The organism is Niallia oryzisoli (assembly GCF_043641075.1).
Taxonomy (GTDB): Bacteria; Bacillota; Bacilli; order Bacillales; family Cytobacillaceae; genus Bacillus_BD; species Bacillus_BD oryzisoli_A.
This window is the reverse complement of the sequence record NZ_JBHZRC010000010.1, coordinates 67,884-84,883: the sequence shown is the minus strand read 5'-3', so window position 1 is coordinate 84,883 and position 17,000 is coordinate 67,884. Positions and strand designations below refer to the sequence as shown.

At 37.7% G+C, this 17,000-nt stretch carries 18 protein-coding genes; 1 reads left to right on the top strand and 17 read right to left on the bottom strand.

Annotated elements, in window-relative coordinates; genetic code table 11:
* Nucleotides 1-8 precede the first annotated feature (8 nt).
* From ACHUFV_RS21575 to gnd, 6 genes are all read right to left on the bottom strand, one after another.
* Complete coding sequence (locus ACHUFV_RS21575) at nucleotides 9-1,001, bottom strand: D-isomer specific 2-hydroxyacid dehydrogenase family protein (RefSeq protein ID WP_394237748.1); 993 nt, start codon at nucleotides 999-1,001, stop codon at nucleotides 9-11.
* Nucleotides 1,002-1,357: 356 nt separating this feature from the next.
* Nucleotides 1,358-1,852 carry a PTS sugar transporter subunit IIB gene (locus tag ACHUFV_RS21570; protein ID WP_394237746.1) on the bottom strand — a complete coding sequence of 165 codons (495 nt, stop codon included), beginning with the start codon at nucleotides 1,850-1,852 and terminating at the stop codon, nucleotides 1,358-1,360.
* A 37-nt stretch (nucleotides 1,853-1,889) separates the two neighbouring features.
* Nucleotides 1,890-2,306, bottom strand: a complete 417-nt coding sequence (locus ACHUFV_RS21565) for a PTS sugar transporter subunit IIA (protein WP_394237744.1) — start codon at nucleotides 2,304-2,306, stop codon at nucleotides 1,890-1,892.
* Between the two features lie 127 nt (nucleotides 2,307-2,433).
* The gene (locus ACHUFV_RS21560; protein WP_394237742.1) at nucleotides 2,434-3,312 is read right to left on the bottom strand and encodes a PTS system mannose/fructose/sorbose family transporter subunit IID; all 879 of its coding nucleotides are present in this window, start codon (nucleotides 3,310-3,312) and stop codon (nucleotides 2,434-2,436) included.
* Between the two features lie 24 nt (nucleotides 3,313-3,336).
* Nucleotides 3,337-4,104, bottom strand: a complete 768-nt coding sequence (locus ACHUFV_RS21555) for a PTS mannose/fructose/sorbose/N-acetylgalactosamine transporter subunit IIC (protein WP_394237740.1) — start codon at nucleotides 4,102-4,104, stop codon at nucleotides 3,337-3,339.
* A 108-nt stretch (nucleotides 4,105-4,212) separates the two neighbouring features.
* On the bottom strand, nucleotides 4,213-5,109 hold the full coding sequence (gene gnd / locus ACHUFV_RS21550) for a phosphogluconate dehydrogenase (NAD(+)-dependent, decarboxylating) (protein ID WP_394237738.1): 897 nt from the start codon (nucleotides 5,107-5,109) through the stop codon (nucleotides 4,213-4,215).
* A 407-nt stretch (nucleotides 5,110-5,516) separates the two neighbouring features.
* Between gnd and ACHUFV_RS21545 the strand changes: the two genes are divergently transcribed.
* Nucleotides 5,517-5,849 carry a bh protein gene (locus ACHUFV_RS21545; RefSeq protein WP_394237736.1) on the top strand — a complete coding sequence of 111 codons (333 nt, stop codon included), beginning with the start codon at nucleotides 5,517-5,519 and terminating at the stop codon, nucleotides 5,847-5,849.
* 48 nt (nucleotides 5,850-5,897) lie between these two features.
* Here ACHUFV_RS21545 and ACHUFV_RS21540 read toward each other — a convergent pair whose 3' ends face one another.
* The 11 genes from ACHUFV_RS21540 to srlA (ACHUFV_RS21490) form a co-directional block, all read right to left on the bottom strand.
* Nucleotides 5,898-6,851 (bottom strand): sugar-binding transcriptional regulator, encoded by a 954-nt coding sequence (locus ACHUFV_RS21540; RefSeq protein ID WP_394237734.1) that lies wholly within the window; start codon nucleotides 6,849-6,851, stop codon nucleotides 5,898-5,900.
* A 114-nt stretch (nucleotides 6,852-6,965) separates the two neighbouring features.
* Nucleotides 6,966-8,366: a dihydrolipoyl dehydrogenase gene (lpdA, locus tag ACHUFV_RS21535; RefSeq protein ID WP_394237732.1), complete on the bottom strand. Its 1,401-nt coding sequence runs from the start codon at nucleotides 8,364-8,366 to the stop codon at nucleotides 6,966-6,968.
* Nucleotides 8,367-8,378: 12 nt separating this feature from the next.
* On the bottom strand, nucleotides 8,379-9,725 hold the full coding sequence (locus tag ACHUFV_RS21530; protein WP_394237730.1) for a dihydrolipoamide acetyltransferase family protein: 1,347 nt from the start codon (nucleotides 9,723-9,725) through the stop codon (nucleotides 8,379-8,381).
* Nucleotides 9,726-9,741: 16 nt separating this feature from the next.
* Entirely contained in the window at nucleotides 9,742-10,722 is a 981-nt protein-coding gene (locus ACHUFV_RS21525; protein WP_394237728.1) for an alpha-ketoacid dehydrogenase subunit beta, read from the bottom strand.
* Nucleotides 10,723-10,735: 13 nt separating this feature from the next.
* Nucleotides 10,736-11,722 (bottom strand): thiamine pyrophosphate-dependent dehydrogenase E1 component subunit alpha, encoded by a 987-nt coding sequence (locus ACHUFV_RS21520; RefSeq protein ID WP_394237726.1) that lies wholly within the window; start codon nucleotides 11,720-11,722, stop codon nucleotides 10,736-10,738.
* Nucleotides 11,723-11,941: 219 nt separating this feature from the next.
* Nucleotides 11,942-12,484 (bottom strand): PTS glucitol/sorbitol transporter subunit IIC, encoded by a 543-nt coding sequence (srlA, locus tag ACHUFV_RS21515; protein WP_394237724.1) that lies wholly within the window; start codon nucleotides 12,482-12,484, stop codon nucleotides 11,942-11,944.
* A 9-nt stretch (nucleotides 12,485-12,493) separates the two neighbouring features.
* Entirely contained in the window at nucleotides 12,494-12,856 is a 363-nt protein-coding gene (locus ACHUFV_RS21510) for a PTS glucitol/sorbitol transporter subunit IIA (RefSeq protein WP_394237723.1), read from the bottom strand.
* Nucleotides 12,857-13,099: 243 nt separating this feature from the next.
* Nucleotides 13,100-14,095 carry a 2-hydroxyacid dehydrogenase gene (locus ACHUFV_RS21505; RefSeq protein ID WP_394237721.1) on the bottom strand — a complete coding sequence of 332 codons (996 nt, stop codon included), beginning with the start codon at nucleotides 14,093-14,095 and terminating at the stop codon, nucleotides 13,100-13,102.
* A 49-nt stretch (nucleotides 14,096-14,144) separates the two neighbouring features.
* Entirely contained in the window at nucleotides 14,145-15,203 is a 1,059-nt protein-coding gene (locus ACHUFV_RS21500) for a zinc-dependent alcohol dehydrogenase (RefSeq protein WP_394237720.1), read from the bottom strand.
* A gap of 125 nt (nucleotides 15,204-15,328) precedes the next feature.
* Nucleotides 15,329-16,354, bottom strand: coding sequence for a PTS glucitol/sorbitol transporter subunit IIB (gene srlE / locus ACHUFV_RS21495; RefSeq protein ID WP_394237718.1), 1,026 nt, complete (start codon nucleotides 16,352-16,354; stop codon nucleotides 15,329-15,331).
* Between the two features lie 18 nt (nucleotides 16,355-16,372).
* The gene (gene srlA / locus ACHUFV_RS21490; protein WP_394237716.1) at nucleotides 16,373-16,909 is read right to left on the bottom strand and encodes a PTS glucitol/sorbitol transporter subunit IIC; all 537 of its coding nucleotides are present in this window, start codon (nucleotides 16,907-16,909) and stop codon (nucleotides 16,373-16,375) included.
* Nucleotides 16,910-17,000: the final 91 nt, after the last annotated feature.

Here is a 17,000-nt window from a genome sequence, read left to right as displayed (position 1 = left end):
AAAAAATTCTACTTTTTAAATAGCTCTGCATTGACTACATTTTCAGGCTGCTCATTATTCACCATTTTCTCTACATCGGAAACGACTTTTTCTCCCATACCTCTTAAGCATTCAAATGTGTATGCTGAGGTATGTGGTGTAACGATGACATTGTCATATTTGAAGAATGGGTGTGTTTCATCAATCGGCTCACCTTCAACAACGTCAACAGCAAGACCTGCAATAATCCCATTATCTAACGCTCTCAAAATCGCATCTTGGTCCATCAATTCACCACGTGCTGCGTTTGTGATATATACGCCTTTTTTCATTAGACCAAATTCTCGATCTGAAATCATGTGGAAGCTTTCAGGATCAATAAAAGCATTTAATGAAATGAAGTCTGATTCCTTCAATAATTCATCCAGTGTAACAGCTTCTGCACCTCTTTTTTCAAGCTCTTCTTTACTCTGATGTGGATCATACGCAAGAAGTCTTGCATTAAAACCATATTTAAGGATTTCGCCAACTCTGCTTCCGATATTTCCTAGACCGATAACTCCAACCGTTTTACCTGTTAATTGATGCCCAATAAATTGTGCACGGTCAGCCCATCTGCCCTCTTTTGCAGCCTTATATGCAGGAATGGTTTGTCTAACAACAGCCATCAGGTTAGCAACTGCATTTTCTGCAACTGCATCTCTTTCTACTAGTGCTGAAACAATGGTAACGACTGTTCCTTTTTCCGTTGCTGCTTCCATATCAATATTGTTATAACCGATACCATGTCTTGAAATCAGAATGGTTTTGTCTTTATGGTCAAAGAATTCTCTTGTAAAGAATGGTGTTACGCTTGAGATAATGATGTCGTATCCCATTAATTTCTCAGCTAATTCTTTTCCTGGGGTGTCGATTGCGAAGGTAAAACGTTCAATTTCCCCGATTTTCTCTAATCTTTCCATTTGGTCAGGAAATCTTCTTCCAAAGCTGCTTGAATTCACAATTGCTATTTTATGTGTCATTAGACTCTTCCTCTCTTTTGTACGTGGTTAGTAAATCAATAGCACTGTTAAACATAGTTGTTGATTTCCGTTCCAGGCACTTCGCGCACCTTAGGGCGACCGCCGAGCCTCCTCGACACTTCGTGTCTGCGGGGTCTCGACTGTCTCGCTTCTCCCGCAGGAGTCTTCGTGCCTTCCACTGCAATCAACCTGCTAATAAAAATTCAACACATTATTCTTTAACTAAGCCATATTTTAAATGTGCTAATAAAAAGCGAAATGGTGTTACAAACACCTATAGTTTTGCAACTAATTGAGAGTGAATGTAATACCATTTCAAAGTGTCAAATCATGTTTAATTATTCCTAATGCTTACCTTATTTAATCGCTTTGATGGCATCATCTAAAGAAACTTTTTTGCTATCTGGAACTGTTTGGAAATAAACTTCAATTCCCTTCGCTTCAATTTCTTTTAATTTTTCAGCATCTGCTTGGTTTAAGCCAACTGAAGGAATTACGAATGTAGCATCAGGCTTTTTAGAAATTCCCCCTACATTTAATTTTTCAACAGGAAGAACATCTTTATCTAGAACGCTTTTAACAGCTGGAATATTCTTGAATAAAAGAATTACGTTATCATTACCGAATTGATCTTTCTGCCATTTTTCTACCACTTCATCAGTACTTAATACATCAATTTTCAAACCAGATGAAGAGTTTGTATTAATGTAGATATCCTTCATGAAATCATCTGATGCAGTTTCATTATCAATTACATAAATAGCGTTTGTACCTAACCCCTTAGACCACTTCGTCATTACTTGTCCGTGTATTAGTCTGTCGTCAATTCTTACAATATTAATTTTTCCCATCAAAATCTTCCTTTCATCGCTTAAATTGTTTTTTAAATTATTTTCTTCCTATAAATGCTCTGTCTAACATCTTAACGCCATCTGCAGCAGTTTGCTTTGCAGCTTCAATTAATTTATCAGTATCTTCTTCAAACTTATATTGAGATAATGTTTCAATTAACATTGGCATGCTTACACCCGTTAAAATTTTCAAATCATGCTTGGCCAATAATGTTAGTGATACATTGGAAGGACTTCCACCTAATAAATCAACCAGCACAATTGTTTCCAGACCTTTTTCCGCGTTTCTATCAACCACTTCATACGCTTGACTGCGAAGATCATCAACTGAATCTCCTGGTCTTAATGCTAATGCATCTACATCCTCCTGGGGACCCATGATCATTTCTGCGCTTTTAACCAATTCAATACCAAACTCACCATGTGTAATAACAAGTACCGCCCTATTTGCCATGCTGAATCTCCTTCCTTATGTAGGACCTGTCTATGGTGCAGATTCTTTGTAGCAGCACAGACAGGTCATTTAAATATTATGTTCATTTCATTATGTTATAGTCGCTTCGTTATCTTAAACTAGTTGATTACAGGATACCGATTGCTGAAAGAATAACCAATGTTACAGTTAAATAAACCATTCCCTTTGTAATGTTAAATCCTTTTTTATCAAAGTATAGGTATACAGCTAATACTGTAAGTAACGGTAATAGACCTGGCAGGATGGAATTTAGGATATCTTGAATAACGAACTCTTTTTCAGAAATCGTGAATTTCAAGCCTGTATACACTTTAACGTACGAACCGGCCAGAATACCCATCATGAACAAACCAAGTACTGATAACGCATCAATGGCAGTTTTTACCTTGCTTCCTGCTAAAAGCTCCTTAGCAGCATTACGTCCTAAGCCATAACCCATTTTTGTGAAAAAGTATCCGTAAATAAATGTTGCAAGACCAAAGCAGATGAATGGGAACAATGCGCCCCAAGCACTACCTTGTGTTGCCCATGGCAACGCAATTGCGATAAAGATATATTGAACTGTTCCAGAGTCAATCGCATCTCCGATACCAGCCAAAGCACCCATTAAACCAACCTTCGTGTTATTAATCATATCAACACTTGGAGCTTCCTCTTCTCTTCCCTCAGCAATCGCTTTCGCGCGGCTTTCTTCTAATGAAGTAGCAATACCAGTCAGTGTACCGCCGCCCCAAATAGCTTGAGTGTTAAAGAATAGCATATGTCTTTGGTAAGCTTCTTTTAAATCATCTTCATTTTTATATAATTTCCTTAATGTTGGCATTAATCCAAATAGGAACGATGGCGCAACCATCCGGTCATACGTATGTGGTACTTCGTTTGCCCACCACCATCTAACCCAAGATTTCATTAAGTCTTTATTTGTGATTGGATCAGGATAATTAGCTGATTTTGTTACATCAACTGTGTTTTGTTCTGTACTCATATCGTTAGCTCCTCCCTTATCAAATTATTGATTGGTATTTTTGCTTGTAAATAGCACGTACATACCTGCTAAGATACATCCAAAAATCGCATATGTTACAGTATTAATTTTTAATGTAGCGAAGTTAACGCTCATGAAGTAAGCAAGGAAGAAGAAGATAAGTAAGCTCTTCTTACCGATTACGTGCATAATTACCGCGATACCTAATGCAGCAAGACCGCCGCCGACAATTTCAAGTACATGTAGAACACGACCACCGGAAATTGCGTTTACAAAATCTGCGATAACTGGTGCACCAAAGTATAGTGCAATAAATACTAGTGGAATAAATAAGCAGAAACTGATTATTGCTGGAATTACCATAATAGAAATAACAAGTCCTTTGTCATTGGCTTCTGCTGCATATTTATCCATCAATCGTGTTACAAACGTATTTAAGAAGAAACGGAATTGATATAAGTAACTTCCTAATAGACCTACTGGTACGGCAATGGCTACCGCTTCCTGCGGAGATAAATCTCCCAATAATGCAACTGGTACGGCAATAGCAGCGGCAATCGCCGGTTCACTTGGAAGTGCTCCACCTGGTGCAACCGCTCCCATATAAATTAATTGAATAGCAGCTGTAATGATCATCGCTTCTGCTACCTGACCTGTAATAACCCCGACCATCAAACCAGTCATCAACGGGCTAAAACGCAATGTTAATGTTGCATAACCTAAAATACGGGATTCTACAAGTGCTACCCAAATAGCAATCAAAAGTGCTTGTGCAACTGTAAGATGTTCCATTAATTACTCTCTCCTTTTTTCTTAATTTTTCAATTGACGATGTTAGCAAGTGATACAAGATCACCTCCTAAAACGGTTTCATTTGTTGAAACAGATAATGCTCATAAATCAATTCTTAACAACGCTGTGACCGCCGAATTCGTTTCTTAAAGCGGCGACAACCTTGGCCGAGAAACTATCCTCTTCCTTAGAACGGTTACGCATCATAAGTGATAACGCTATTACTGGTGCCGGAACTTCTAAATCTAAAGCTGTTTCGAGCGTCCATTTCGCTTCACCTGATGCATCGACCACACCCTTGATTCCTTCTAGTTTGGCATCCTTATTAAATGCGCTTTCAGTTAATTCCATTAGCCAGCTACGGATAACTGAACCATTATTCCACACCTTTGCAACTGCAGCTAAATCGAAATTAAATTGGCTCTTCTCAACGATTTGAAACCCTTCACCAATCGCCTGCATCATGCCGTATTCAATTCCGTTGTGAACCATTTTAAGAAAATGACCGCTTCCTGATTCGCCGGCATATAAGTAACCGTTTTCAACGGAAACATCTTTAAAGGCCTGTTCAACTCTTTCAAATGCTTCCTTGTTTCCACCAATCATCAAGCAAGCCCCTTGGTTCGCACCAGATGTTCCACCGGAAGTACCGACATCCAGAAAATGAATTCCTTTTTCCGCTGCCTGTTGAGCTCGCTTAACGGAATCATTAAAGTTAGAGTTACCGCCTTCAATGATAATGTCATCCGCTTTCATTTTCTCGATCAACTCAGACACAACCGCTTCAGTAGGCTTTCCAGACGGAACCATAACCCAGACAATGTGAGGCGCTTCCAATTTACTGAGTAATTCATCAATACTATCTACAGTATTGATTCCATCTTCTGCTGCTCTTTTTCTAGCATCCTCGGATAGATCAAAACTTTGGACAGTATGTCCGTTATTCTTTAAATTCAGCGCAAGATTGTAACCCATCTTACCTAAACCAATCATTCCAATATTCATTTAATCACTCCCTTGACAAAAGTTATTTTACTACGATAATAACATCGGTTCAATACTTTTATTAAAAAAAATTTAATAAATTTTTCTTTTATACTAAAAAAAATTCAATCGTGTTTATTTTTTTACAAAAACATTACTAAAATAAGCATTGTCCTTTGTAGTTTTCTCGAAAGACTGCTTTTTATTCCAAAGAATCAAAAGCAAAAAGGCGCACTTTTTTCATGCGCCTTTTTTATCTAAATATTCAATGCATTTATTTTTTAAATTCAGAAAATTCCTTTTGGATGTGACACATAATTTTGTTAGAAAGGTATGAAAAATGGTATGATAGGAATAAATAAAAGAATGCAAAATACACTATTACTTCATATACTGTAAAGCTCCATTATTGAAAGGAGAGATTCTACGTGAAAGAGTCAAAAGTTGAATCTTATTTGCACTGTACCAAGTGTAAAGAAGAAACTCCTCATATCATTATCTATATAAATAATGAAATTAAAAGTGTTGAATGTGAAACATGCCAGCAAAAACAAGAGATTGAACTAAATATCATAAAGGAATTCTATAAGGAGCTTTATAATCGAATTTCAACAAAACCATCCAGAATTACGCAAGAGTATAAGCAGGACTTAAATCATTTTATATTAAGTATTCCAAAACGTGTAATTAGAAAACCCTATTCAGCAGTAAAATACATAAATTCATCACGAAAAATAATTAAAAACTACAAAAAAAAATGACAATATAAAAAGCAGTGTATAAAGTATTCTTTACACTGCTTCTTCTAGTTAGGCACCTTTCTTTTCTAAAACAGCAGCAGCTGTTTCCTCATCAATAACTAATACATTAAGATATTCTCCATTTAATGCACCTAGAATGCTTTCCACTTTGTTTACTCCCTCGGCAACACCGATAACAATAGGGATTTCTTTAAGCTGTTCAAGGGTAATTCCAATCACTTTTTCATTTATACTATGATCAACCGGCTTCCCATCTATATTAACAAAACGGCTGGATATATCCCCCACTGCTCCAGCCTTTCTAAATTCTTCTATATCTTCATCACTTATATAGCCTACTTCTCTCAATATAGAATGTTGATAGGGGTTCCCGATGCCAACCAATGCCATATCGACCTTTTGACCCGCTTCAAGTACCGAATTTACATCATACATATTGACTAATAATTCTTTCAACTCATTTGTTTCAATAATCGCCGGAACATAAAGATATGAACAAGTTCCATTAAATTTTTTTGCTAATTCATAAGCCAATTGATTCGCATGTATATCAACCTGTTCCCCTCCCATTCCTCCAACTAAAGGAACAACGCGAATTTGCTCATCCCTAATAAAGGGGAATTCTCTTACTAATGCAGCTAATGTTGTTCCCCAGCTAATTCCAATTGTTTTCCTCCTTTTTAAATTTTTAGTAACAAAGTTTGCTGCAGCCTGTCCTACTGTTTTCTTCCTCATTTCAGACGAATATCCCATAGTAGGAACAACAATCGCATTGTCTAATTTAAATGCCTCTTCAAGCTTTTTTTCTAATTCAACCGTATGAAGACTTTCATCCTTTATAAAGACCTCAACTATCCCATAATCTTTCGCTTTTTGAAGATTTTTTGAAATGACAGGTCTTGAAACCCCTATTTTTTTAGCAATTTGCTCTTGGGTCAATCCATCTATATAATATAAACTAGCAGTTTTTACTAGTTGTCTTCTCTCTTCCCAGCTAAGCATGTTCACACCTCACTTTGTTTTAGACTTTTCATATATATAATAAAAAAAGGAGCCTGTACCAAGGAAGGTGCCAGACCCTAAATTTTTTAACAAGAAGATGATAGTTACTGTTGATTAACGAACAAGTTTTTTCTCTTTTTTAAGCTTATGAACAATATTTTGGGCGGCTTCATAAAAGCTTTCTACAACGGATGGATGTGGATGAATCATCTTAGCTGCTTCTTCCACGGTACCTTCAAGATACATAAACGCTGAAGCTTCTGAGATCATTTCTGTGACATGCTGACCTACCATTGTAACGCCAATGATTTCACCTAATTTTTCATCATATACAATTTTAGTAAAACCAGTCGTATCTCCGGCAGCTAAAGACTTCCCGTTTCCTGCATGATCAAATTTCTCCGTGCGAACATTGAGTCCTTTTGCTTTTGCATCTGCTTCAGACAATCCAACAGAAGCAATTTCCGGTAGAGTGTAGATACAACGCGGTACAACATGATAATCAATTTTATCCAGTTCTCCGGAAGCATTATTAGCTGCTACAATCCCTTCTGCACTTGCAACATGAGCTAATTGGAATCCGCCAACGACATCACCCACTGCATATACATTCGGAATACTTGTTTCCATTTTATTATTTACTTTAATAAAAGGTCCGGCCATTTCAAGATTTAGTTTACTAGTTGCAGAAAGATTCGGTTTTCTACCAACACTGACAATTAAAGTAGAAGATTCAACGACAACTTCTTTTCCTTTTTTATCAGTACATACAGTAGCGACCTTTTCACCAGCCTTTTCAAAACGTTCAACTTTTGTGCTAGTTAAAATTTTGATCCCTTTTTTCTTTAATGTTTTTTCTAAAAGCTTGGAAGCTTCTACATCTTCAAGCGGTGCAAGGCGATCAGCCATTTCAATAATAGTCACTCTCGAATTTAAACTTGCAAAGATTGTAGCAAATTCAACACCAATTACCCCTCCACCAATGATGGCAATTGACTCTGGAATCTCCTTAATATCGAAAATAGAGTCACTTGTCTCAAAGGAAACCGAATCTAATCCAGGAATAGGCGGTACCACTGGAGTGGATCCTGTTGCAATGATAATTTTTCCAGCTTCAAGGAGTTCTTCTGAATCTTGTCCAACTACTTTAACTGCATTAGATGACTCAATGATCCCTAAACCATTAAATACATCCACCTTATCTTGTTTCATTAAGAAGGCAATTCCGGAACGTAATTTGTTGATAACATCGTCCTTACGTTTTCTCATTTTATCTAATGAAAGACGAAGTTCCCCTGTTTCAATCCCCCATTCCTTTGCTTCTTGTATGGATTCAATTATTTCCGTATGTCTGAGAAGAGTTTTGGACGGGATACATCCTCTGTTTAAACACGTTCCACCTAAGTGGTCTGCTTCAATTAAGGCTACTTTCTGTCCATTTTTGGCTGCGTGTAAGGCTGCTACATAACCACCAGGTCCTCCACCAACAATGACTAGGTCATATTTTTTCGACATTCATTTCATCCCCTAAACTAATAATTCATATGGATTTTCAAGAATTCGTTTTAATTCTGTTAAGAATTCTGCTGCTGGTGCACCATCAATCACGCGGTGGTCAAAGGAAAGACTTGCTACCATCATAGGACGAACTTCAATAGCACCATTTACCACGACTGGTTTATCTTGAATACGTCCAATACCTAAGATTGCTGTTTCTGGTTGATTAATAATTGGCGTAAATCCATCAATTGCGTACATTCCAAGGTTACTAATTGTAAATGTAGAACCCTGCATTTCCGCCGGACTAAGTTTCATATCACGAGCTTTTTTACCTATTTCCTTTGCTTCAGCTGTGATAGCAGCTAAGCCTTTTAGATTTGTATCTCTTAATACAGGAACCATCAATCCATCTGGTACAGCAACGGCTAAACCAATGTTCACTTGTTCGTTATAAATAATTTCGTCCCCAATTAACGCTGCATTCACCGATGGAAAACGTGATAAAGCAAGGCTTGTTGCTTTAATAATGATTTCAGTAAATGATAGACGATAACCTGTTTGTTTTTCGATCGTAGGTAGAAGCTGTGCACGAATTTCTTTTACCTTTGTCATATCAAAATCACTTGTTAGAGTAACATGTGGTGCAGTTGTTACACTTGTGATCATACGATCAGCAATTACTTTTCTCATACCAGCTAATTTCTTACGCTGAGCTGGTTTTACTTCAGCAACAGGTGCAGGAGCAAGAGCACCTGCGATATCCTGTTTAAGGATCTTGCCGTTAACACCTGTACCCGTTACACTCGCTAAATCAACTTGCTCTGATTGAGCTAGCTTTCTTGCCAGCGGTGTAGCCTTTGGAGCATTTTTAATAAAATCTATTACATCTCGTTCCTGAATTCTGCCTTCCGGACCTGTTCCAGCTACAAGCGAAATTTCAACTTGATTCTCTCTAGCGATTCTTTTAGCAGCAGGAGTTGCACGTAATTTTTCGTTCGAAGCTGCTCTCGTTTCAGCTGCAGCAGCAACTGCCACAACCTCTTCTACTTCTGCTTCTGAAGCTTGTGCAGATGTTACAGCTTCAGCATCGTCTTCATCTGATTGGATACCTGGAGATTCATCAGGTACATTTTCGCCTTCTTCACCAATATAACCGATTATGGTATTAACAGGGACTACAGCATCTACATCAAAGTAACGCTTTAGTAAGACCCCTTCCTCATACGCTTCCACTTCTATATTAATTTTGTCAGTCATAATTTCAAAAATAGGTTCGCCGATTTCAACAGATTCTCCTTCTTCTTTAAACCATTGAAGGATAGTCCCTGTTTCCATTGTACTACTTAACTTCGGCATAAAAATTCCATGTGCCATTCAAAGCTCCTCCTTATTAATAACGAACTAGTTCTTTTACGGCTTCAATAATATCTGGTACCTGAGGTGTTGCCGCTTTTTCTAAATTTGGATTATAAGGAATTGGAACTTCTTTTCCGCCAAGGCGCTTAATTGGAGCATCAAGGTAGTCAAATGCTTCACTTTCAGCAATCATACTTGCAATTTCTCCACCAATACCACCTCGTTTTACTGCTTCATGCGCAATAAGTAAACGGCCGGTCTTTTTCACTGATTTAATAATTGTTTCTTTATCTAATGGGACAATTGTTCTTGGATCAACAACTTCCACGTCAATGCCTTCTTTTTCAAGCTCTTTTGCTGCTTCCAGTACTTTATGAACCATATAGGAAGTTGCCACAATCGTTACATCTTTACCTTCTCTTTTAATATCAGCAACACCAAGTGGAATAGAGTATTGCTCTTCTGGTACTTCAGAAGAAGTTTTATAGACTAGCTTATGTTCATAAAAAATAACCGGATTATCATTATCTATAGCAGCTTTAAGTAAACCTTTCGCATCATATGCTGTAGAAGGTTGAACTACGATTAAACCTGGAATATGCGCTGTCCAAGCTTCAAGACTTTGAGAGTGCTGTGCAGCGGCTCCCGTACCAGAGCCGGCAGGAGTACGTAGAACCATAGGTACTTTTCCTTTTCCGCCGAACATATAACGAGTTTTAGCAGCCTGGTTAACAATATTATCCATTGCAATGGTGATAAAATCGGAGAATTGCAATTCAAGAATCGGTCTCATTCCAGTTAAGGCTGCCCCAACTGCTGCACCCGAAATGGCAGCTTCAGAAATCGGCGTATTACGTATACGTTCTGGACCAAATTCATCAAGCATTCCTCTTGTTACACCGAAAGCACCGCCATATAATCCAATATCTTCACCTAAAACAAATACATCTTCATTTTGTCTCATTTCTTGACTCATAGCTTCTCTTACAGCTTCTAAATAAGTAAGTTCTCTCATTTCAGTCTCCCCCTTACGCGTATACATCTTCGAATAATGAATCGATTGTTGGTTCCGGACTATTTTGTGCAAATGTTACTGAGTCTTCAATTTCCTTCTTCGCTTCTTGTTGAAGTTCTTTCGCCTTCTCTTCAGTTAAAAGACCTTCTGCAATTAATAATTCTTTGAATTTTTTAATTCCGTCCCTTGATTTCCACTCGTTCTCTTCTTCACGTGTACGATATAATTTCGCATCACTCTTTGAATGACCTTTCCAGCGGTATGTCTTTGCTTCGATAATGGAAGGTCCGTTACCTTTACGAGCATTTTCAACTGCTTCATAGGTTACATTCAACATTTCAATAACATCTGTTCCATCCACAACTTTACCTGGGATTCCATAAGCCGCTGCACGATCCGCAATATTTTCAACATTTGTCATGTCTTTAACGGAACCACTCATACCATATTGGTTATTCTCACAGAAGAATACGACTGGCAATCCCCAAACAGATGCTAGGTTTACTGACTCGTGGAAAGCGCCTTCATTTGATGCGCCATCACCAAAATAACAAAGAACAACATATCCTGAATTTTTCATTTTCGATGTCAAAGCTGCTCCAACTGCGATTGAAATACCTCCAGCTACAATCCCGTTAGCACCTAAATTTCCAATCTCAAGATCCGCAATATGCATAGAGCCGCCTTTTCCTTTACAATAACCATCCACTTTTCCAAATAGCTCTGCCATCATGCGATTGACATCTGTTCCTTTTGCAATAGAATGTCCATGACCACGGTGAGTACTTGTAATCTTATCTTTCGGCTGTAAAGCAGCAATAGGTCCTGTTGCCGATGGCTCCTGTCCAACAGCTAAGTGAGTTGTTCCGTGGATTGCACCTTTAGCAAAAAATTGGTCAACCTTTTCATCAAAATAGCGGATTAACCACATTTCTTTATACATATCAATTAATTTTTCATTCGTAATATGGGGTGGTAATTTAGTCGTTGTTAAAGTCATTTTTTCTTCCTCCCTTTACATTTGTTCTTATATGTTACGTTTGTATAATTATAGTATCACGCTATGAACATTTGGTCAACACAAAAACAAATGTACAAGTAAGTTTTTTTACATTATATATACCTGTGAAAAAGCACAAAAAAGCCCTTTGTAGATTAGAAATATTTGCATTTCTAATACAAAGAGCTTTTATGAGAACATTTTCCCTTTAGTCGACCATTAACCTATTCCGCTTTTTGTCATCCGGAGATTTTTCCTCTTTATGAAAAATTCCGTTATTTTTTCAGTTACAATTCCACGCAGCAGGCATACTATAAGCCCAACGACTAAATAGAGTAATGCTAACTTACTTTGACTTCCAACTTTAGCAAAGCCTTGGGCGATTCCAAGAAAAATAAATAGTTCAGCTGCATTTGCATGCGGAAATAATCCTGTAATCGGGTGAACAAGGGAAACGGCCGCATCATAGAATGCAGGCTTATTCTTTTCAGGTAAAAACCTTCCGAACGTATAAGCCATAGGATTTGTTAAAATAAATACAGCAAAAAACGGAATGACTGTGTAACGTAAAATGGTAAATTTGGAGACCTTCTTCATAAAGGCAAAGATCCTTTCTTCACCTAATAGCTTTATCAAAGCATTTACAGCGGTAATTAATGTTATGAGCAGAGGGATAATCCCCGTTATAAATCCCATAAAAACGTCTGCACCTGCTTGGAACATTCCCATAAAACCATCTGCTATAGAAACTAATATATCCACCTTTACCCCCTATTTTATAAACTTGATGACATCATGAACGTTTAACTCAGGATATTCACCCGGTGTTACTAAAATTGCCCCTGGTAGGAGTTCTGCTGAAGTATCGTCCTTAAAATAAATAGAAAGATGACCTAGTTCTTCAAAATTTTTATTAGCCAAATCTCCAACCTTTTCTATCTTATATACCTTATTTCCAAATTCAAGGGTTCCACCTTCTGCAAGTATTTCCTTCGGTTCTCCTTTCTCTATTTCATGTATAACGGAGATTTCCTTTAATTCTGGTGGTGCCGAGGTTCCAAAAAGGATGACTAAATCTTCTTCCTGAAATTCTTGTACTAATGGTCCGATTTCAATTATTTTTGTTTGAAACATTTAAAGTTCCTCCTTTAAGGACAAAATGAAATACAGAATAATATCAATAATAGTATGATTATATTCCAGCTTTACTATCACGTTTTGTCGTTTAACACTCTTAGCATTCCCTTTAAGCAAAAAAGCCCTCTTTAATCAGCATGGGTTCAACTAATTAAAGAAGGCTATATTTTACTATTTTCAAATCATTTTTTGCTATCTAGTAGTTCTTTCAAAAAGTCCAGTCCTGTTATTTCCAGTTCGTTAGATTAACCCCTCAGTAATCATTCTGCCTGTTAGGATTTTTGGAGAGTTAGCAAAATTACCAATAGTTGATCCTGCAATATGCGGTGTAATCGTCACATTATCAAGCTGTAAATACGGATGATCCTCCGGTAATGGCTCCTGATCAAATACATCTACTGCTGCTCCAGCAATTCTTTTTTCTATTAAAGCCTCTATTAAATCCTGTTCATTTATTAGCCCTGAACGCGCACTATTTATCACGACCGCAGATTTTTTCATTTTTTCAAAATGAGTCTTATTTAGCATATGCTTTGTTTCGCTTGTTAGTCGATAATGCATAGAAACAATATCAGCTTCTCTTACCAACGTATCTAAATCAACTTTCACATCTTCTGTCTCACCTTGAAAATATTCGTCAAAGAAGATAATCTTTCCGCCAAATGGGCGAAGAAGATTTGCTACTCTTTGACCAATCGCTCCGTAACCAATAAGTCCGACAGTAGATTCTTTTAACTCTGGCGCCAAAATACCATTTGGATAATATTTTTCCCATTTGCCGTTCTTCAGTTGATAGTTGGCTCTCGAAATATTTCGTATCTCAGACAATATCAGTCCGACAGTAAATTCAGATACACTTGTATTACTTCTTCCTGGTGTATTTAATACTTTGATTCCTTTTTCTTCTGCATAATGATAATTTACATTTTCAATACCTGCACGTAATACACCCAATATTTTTAAGTTCTTACATTTATCAATCACTTTTTTTCCAATTGGCGCAAATTGAGTAATAATAATATCATACTCTTCCATACCTTCTTCTATTTCAGCAGGTAAAGAAATGGCTTCACTGCCTTGCTGCTCCAATGTAATATTATCCTTTTGCAGCGCCTCTAAGTCTTCGTGCAGCCACTCTTTGATAGTAATATCAACGCCCCGATCACGTAATTCACCTAAACCATTTTCCATCATTTCTTTTGTGATAAATAAATCAGCAATAGCTAAACATTTCATGTGCGTTTTCCCCTTCCTACTTGGAAATGAATGATCGATAATCCTTCTATTATTCTTGCAACATGACAGAAACCCTAAAGTTCCCTTTTGTACTTGCCTTTTGAAAGGCTTCCTGAATATTCGTTAAAGGTACTTTTTCTTCTATTAAATATGAAACATTGATTCGTCCTTCACTTAGCATTCTGCCTGCGTTATTAAAATCATCTAACGTAGATCCGAAGGTCCCAATTAATTCCAGGTTTTTGTAGTGGATAATATTAGAATCAACTGTTAACCCAGGGACTGGATATCCTGCTGCATAAAATAACACACGGCCATGCTGATCCTTCACCATTTCTAACGCCTGCTGGTTTGCTGCTGTCGCTCCTGCTGACACAATCACAGCGTCTGCTCCGCGGCCATTTGTTAATCTTTTCACCTCTGCAACAGGATCAGTGCTTCCAGCATCGATCATTTCAAAGCCCATTTCCCTTCCTACTGCAAGCTTCTTTTCTCCTCTACCGGAAACGATTACTCTAGCACCCATCGCCCTTGCTGCTGCTGCATTCAGTAAGCCCATCGTTCCTCCGCCAATCACAACAACAGTATCATATCCACCCTGGAGTCTGATTTTTCTCATTCCATGAAGAACAGATCCCAATGGCTCTACAAATGCCGCTTCTGAGGCAGGTAAATCGCGATTCATCTTAACAAAGCTTTTTGCATTCCGAATAAAGTAATTAGAAAAACCAAAAATTCCGTAGTACTCGTCAGAATAATTTTTGCCAAACAGCTTTTTATTTTGACAAATCGTAATCATTCCTGCCTTACAGTTATCGCAAATTCCACAGTAGTCATATAAAATACTTACTCGATCACCTAGCTCAAAGGACTCACCAACTTTATCACCCTTCGCCACAACAATCCCGGATCCCTCATGCCCTCCTGCCATAGGATATCCTTGATGTTCACGCAGACCCTGCCATTGTTGATAATCAGTCGTACAAATATTACAGGCCTCCTGCTTTACTAAAAGTTCATCAGGCTTTAGTTCAGGCATTTCTATTTCTCGAACTTCAGCATGCCCTTTTTCAGTTAAAACTCCAAATCTAATTTTCGTCGGGATCATGGAATTCCTCCTATATTTATGTATTGAAGTATGTTCAAATAGGAAGGGCAACCGCTAAAACGACGATTGCCCTTATACCTGTGTAATTCAATAATGAGTTAGTAAAGGATTGAATCGCTTAATTCCTATAAGAAGAATGAGAATCCGTAAGCAATAACAACTGCTATAGGTCCTGTAATAACCCTTGAGAACAGAATTGCCGGAACACCAACGCTGATTGTTTCTGCCTTTGCTTCCCCTAGAGTTAATCCAACTGGAGCAAAGTCACAACCTACTTGAGCATTAATGGCAAATAGCGCAGGTAATGCATAAGCAGCAGGAATGGTACCATTTGCAATTTCGTTACCAATTAATACCCCAATAATAGCTCCGATAACAGCACCTGGTGCAAGTAGAGGGGAAAGGAATGGAAGACCACCAATTAATCCTAAAACAACCAACCCGATAATACTGCCGGCAAGCGGAGTAAATACATTTGCTAGAATATCACCAATACCTGTGAAATTGATAATACCAATTAAAGTGGCAACGAAAGCCATGAAAGGTAAGATATTTTTTAATACAGTTTCGATTGTATCTCTTCCAGCCTGATACATAACATTCATAAAATGACCGGCACCTCGGCCAATTTTATCAATCAAGCTCATAAATGGATTCATTTTTTGCGCTTCTGCTTGTACCGCCTTGGCAGCGGCAACTTCCGCTTTTGCTTCTGCCTTTGTTTTTGGACGATTTGTCTCATCTGAAATTGGCGCAGCAGCAACAGGTGCAGTTCCTGGTTCAGAAGATAAGACATCAGATACTGTTACACCGGATACGAAGATATCTTCTGTCATAAATTTTGCTAACGGTCCTGAAGGACTCATTGCTTTTATATTAATAGTAGGAATTCTTAATCTAGGATATGTTCCACAACGGGCTGTACCGCCACAATCAATGACTGCACATAAGGTTTCTTCTTTATCTACTGGGTTTTTAAAAGAGTCAACAGCAATGGCCCCAGTCATATCTGCAATTTGTTGTGCAACCGGGTGAATCCCTCCACCTGTAACGCTGACAACATATTTCTGTTGATTATCAGGAGTTAATGTTAAAGGCCCTCCCCAGCCAATTGCACCTTTTTGTATTTTTACTGTTTTAAATTGAGTCATTAGTTTCCCCCCCAGTCCTTATGCAGCCTCTTGCTGATTAACTTCTTTACGTTTCATTAGAAAATCTGTAATTTTTTCAGTAACAATACCGCGGATGAGACAAACGATTAGACCAACAATCAGATACATAATTGCCAATTTACTTTGACTTCCAACTTGGGCAAATCCTTGAGCAATCCCTAAAAAGATAAATAATTCAGCAGCGTTTGCATGTGGGAATAATCCAGTAATCGGATGAACAAATGAAACGGCTGCATCATAGAATGCTGGCTTTTGCTTTTCAGGTAAAAATCTTCCGAAGGTATAGGCCATTGGGTTTGTTAAAAAGAATACTGCAAAGAAAGGGATCAGCGTGTAACGAAAGATTGTATATTTAGAAATTTTTCTCATAAATCCAAATATTCTTTCTTCACCGACTAACTTAATAAAGGCATTTACAGCTGTGATAAGCGTAATAAGAAGCGGGATGATACCTGTGATAAACCCCATAAAAACATCTGCACCGGCTTGGAACATTCCAATAAAACCATCAGCAATCATGACAAGAAAATCCATTTTATTGCCCCCCTAAAATTTATTTATTTTTAATAAGTTATAAAACTTATACTTCCAGCTTTCAAAATTTTGTTCTAACTCTGGGATAATT

Bases quoted from the DNA above. Each gene is read 5' to 3' on its own strand.
- ACHUFV_RS21575 (WP_394237748.1), bottom strand. From the start codon at position 1,001: ATGACACATAAAATAGCAATTGTGAATTCAAGCAGCTTTGGAAGAAGA.
- ACHUFV_RS21570 (WP_394237746.1), bottom strand. From the start codon at position 1,852: ATGGGAAAAATTAATATTGTAAGAATTGACGACAGACTAATACACGGA.
- ACHUFV_RS21565 (WP_394237744.1), bottom strand. From the start codon at position 2,306: ATGGCAAATAGGGCGGTACTTGTTATTACACATGGTGAGTTTGGTATT.
- ACHUFV_RS21560 (WP_394237742.1), bottom strand. From the start codon at position 3,312: ATGAGTACAGAACAAAACACAGTTGATGTAACAAAATCAGCTAATTAT.
- ACHUFV_RS21555 (WP_394237740.1), bottom strand. From the start codon at position 4,104: ATGGAACATCTTACAGTTGCACAAGCACTTTTGATTGCTATTTGGGTA.
- gnd (WP_394237738.1), bottom strand. From the start codon at position 5,109: ATGAATATTGGAATGATTGGTTTAGGTAAGATGGGTTACAATCTTGCG.
- ACHUFV_RS21540 (WP_394237734.1), bottom strand. From the start codon at position 6,851: ATGCTTAGCTGGGAAGAGAGAAGACAACTAGTAAAAACTGCTAGTTTA.
- lpdA (WP_394237732.1), bottom strand. From the start codon at position 8,366: ATGTCGAAAAAATATGACCTAGTCATTGTTGGTGGAGGACCTGGTGGT.
- ACHUFV_RS21530 (WP_394237730.1), bottom strand. From the start codon at position 9,725: ATGGCACATGGAATTTTTATGCCGAAGTTAAGTAGTACAATGGAAACA.
- ACHUFV_RS21525 (WP_394237728.1), bottom strand. From the start codon at position 10,722: ATGAGAGAACTTACTTATTTAGAAGCTGTAAGAGAAGCTATGAGTCAA.
- ACHUFV_RS21520 (WP_394237726.1), bottom strand. From the start codon at position 11,722: ATGACTTTAACAACGACTAAATTACCACCCCATATTACGAATGAAAAA.
- ACHUFV_RS21510 (WP_394237723.1), bottom strand. From the start codon at position 12,856: ATGTTTCAAACAAAAATAATTGAAATCGGACCATTAGTACAAGAATTT.
- ACHUFV_RS21505 (WP_394237721.1), bottom strand. From the start codon at position 14,095: ATGAAATGTTTAGCTATTGCTGATTTATTTATCACAAAAGAAATGATG.
- ACHUFV_RS21500 (WP_394237720.1), bottom strand. From the start codon at position 15,203: ATGATCCCGACGAAAATTAGATTTGGAGTTTTAACTGAAAAAGGGCAT.
- srlE (WP_394237718.1), bottom strand. From the start codon at position 16,354: ATGACTCAATTTAAAACAGTAAAAATACAAAAAGGTGCAATTGGCTGG.
- srlA (WP_394237716.1), bottom strand. From the start codon at position 16,909: ATGGATTTTCTTGTCATGATTGCTGATGGTTTTATTGGAATGTTCCAA.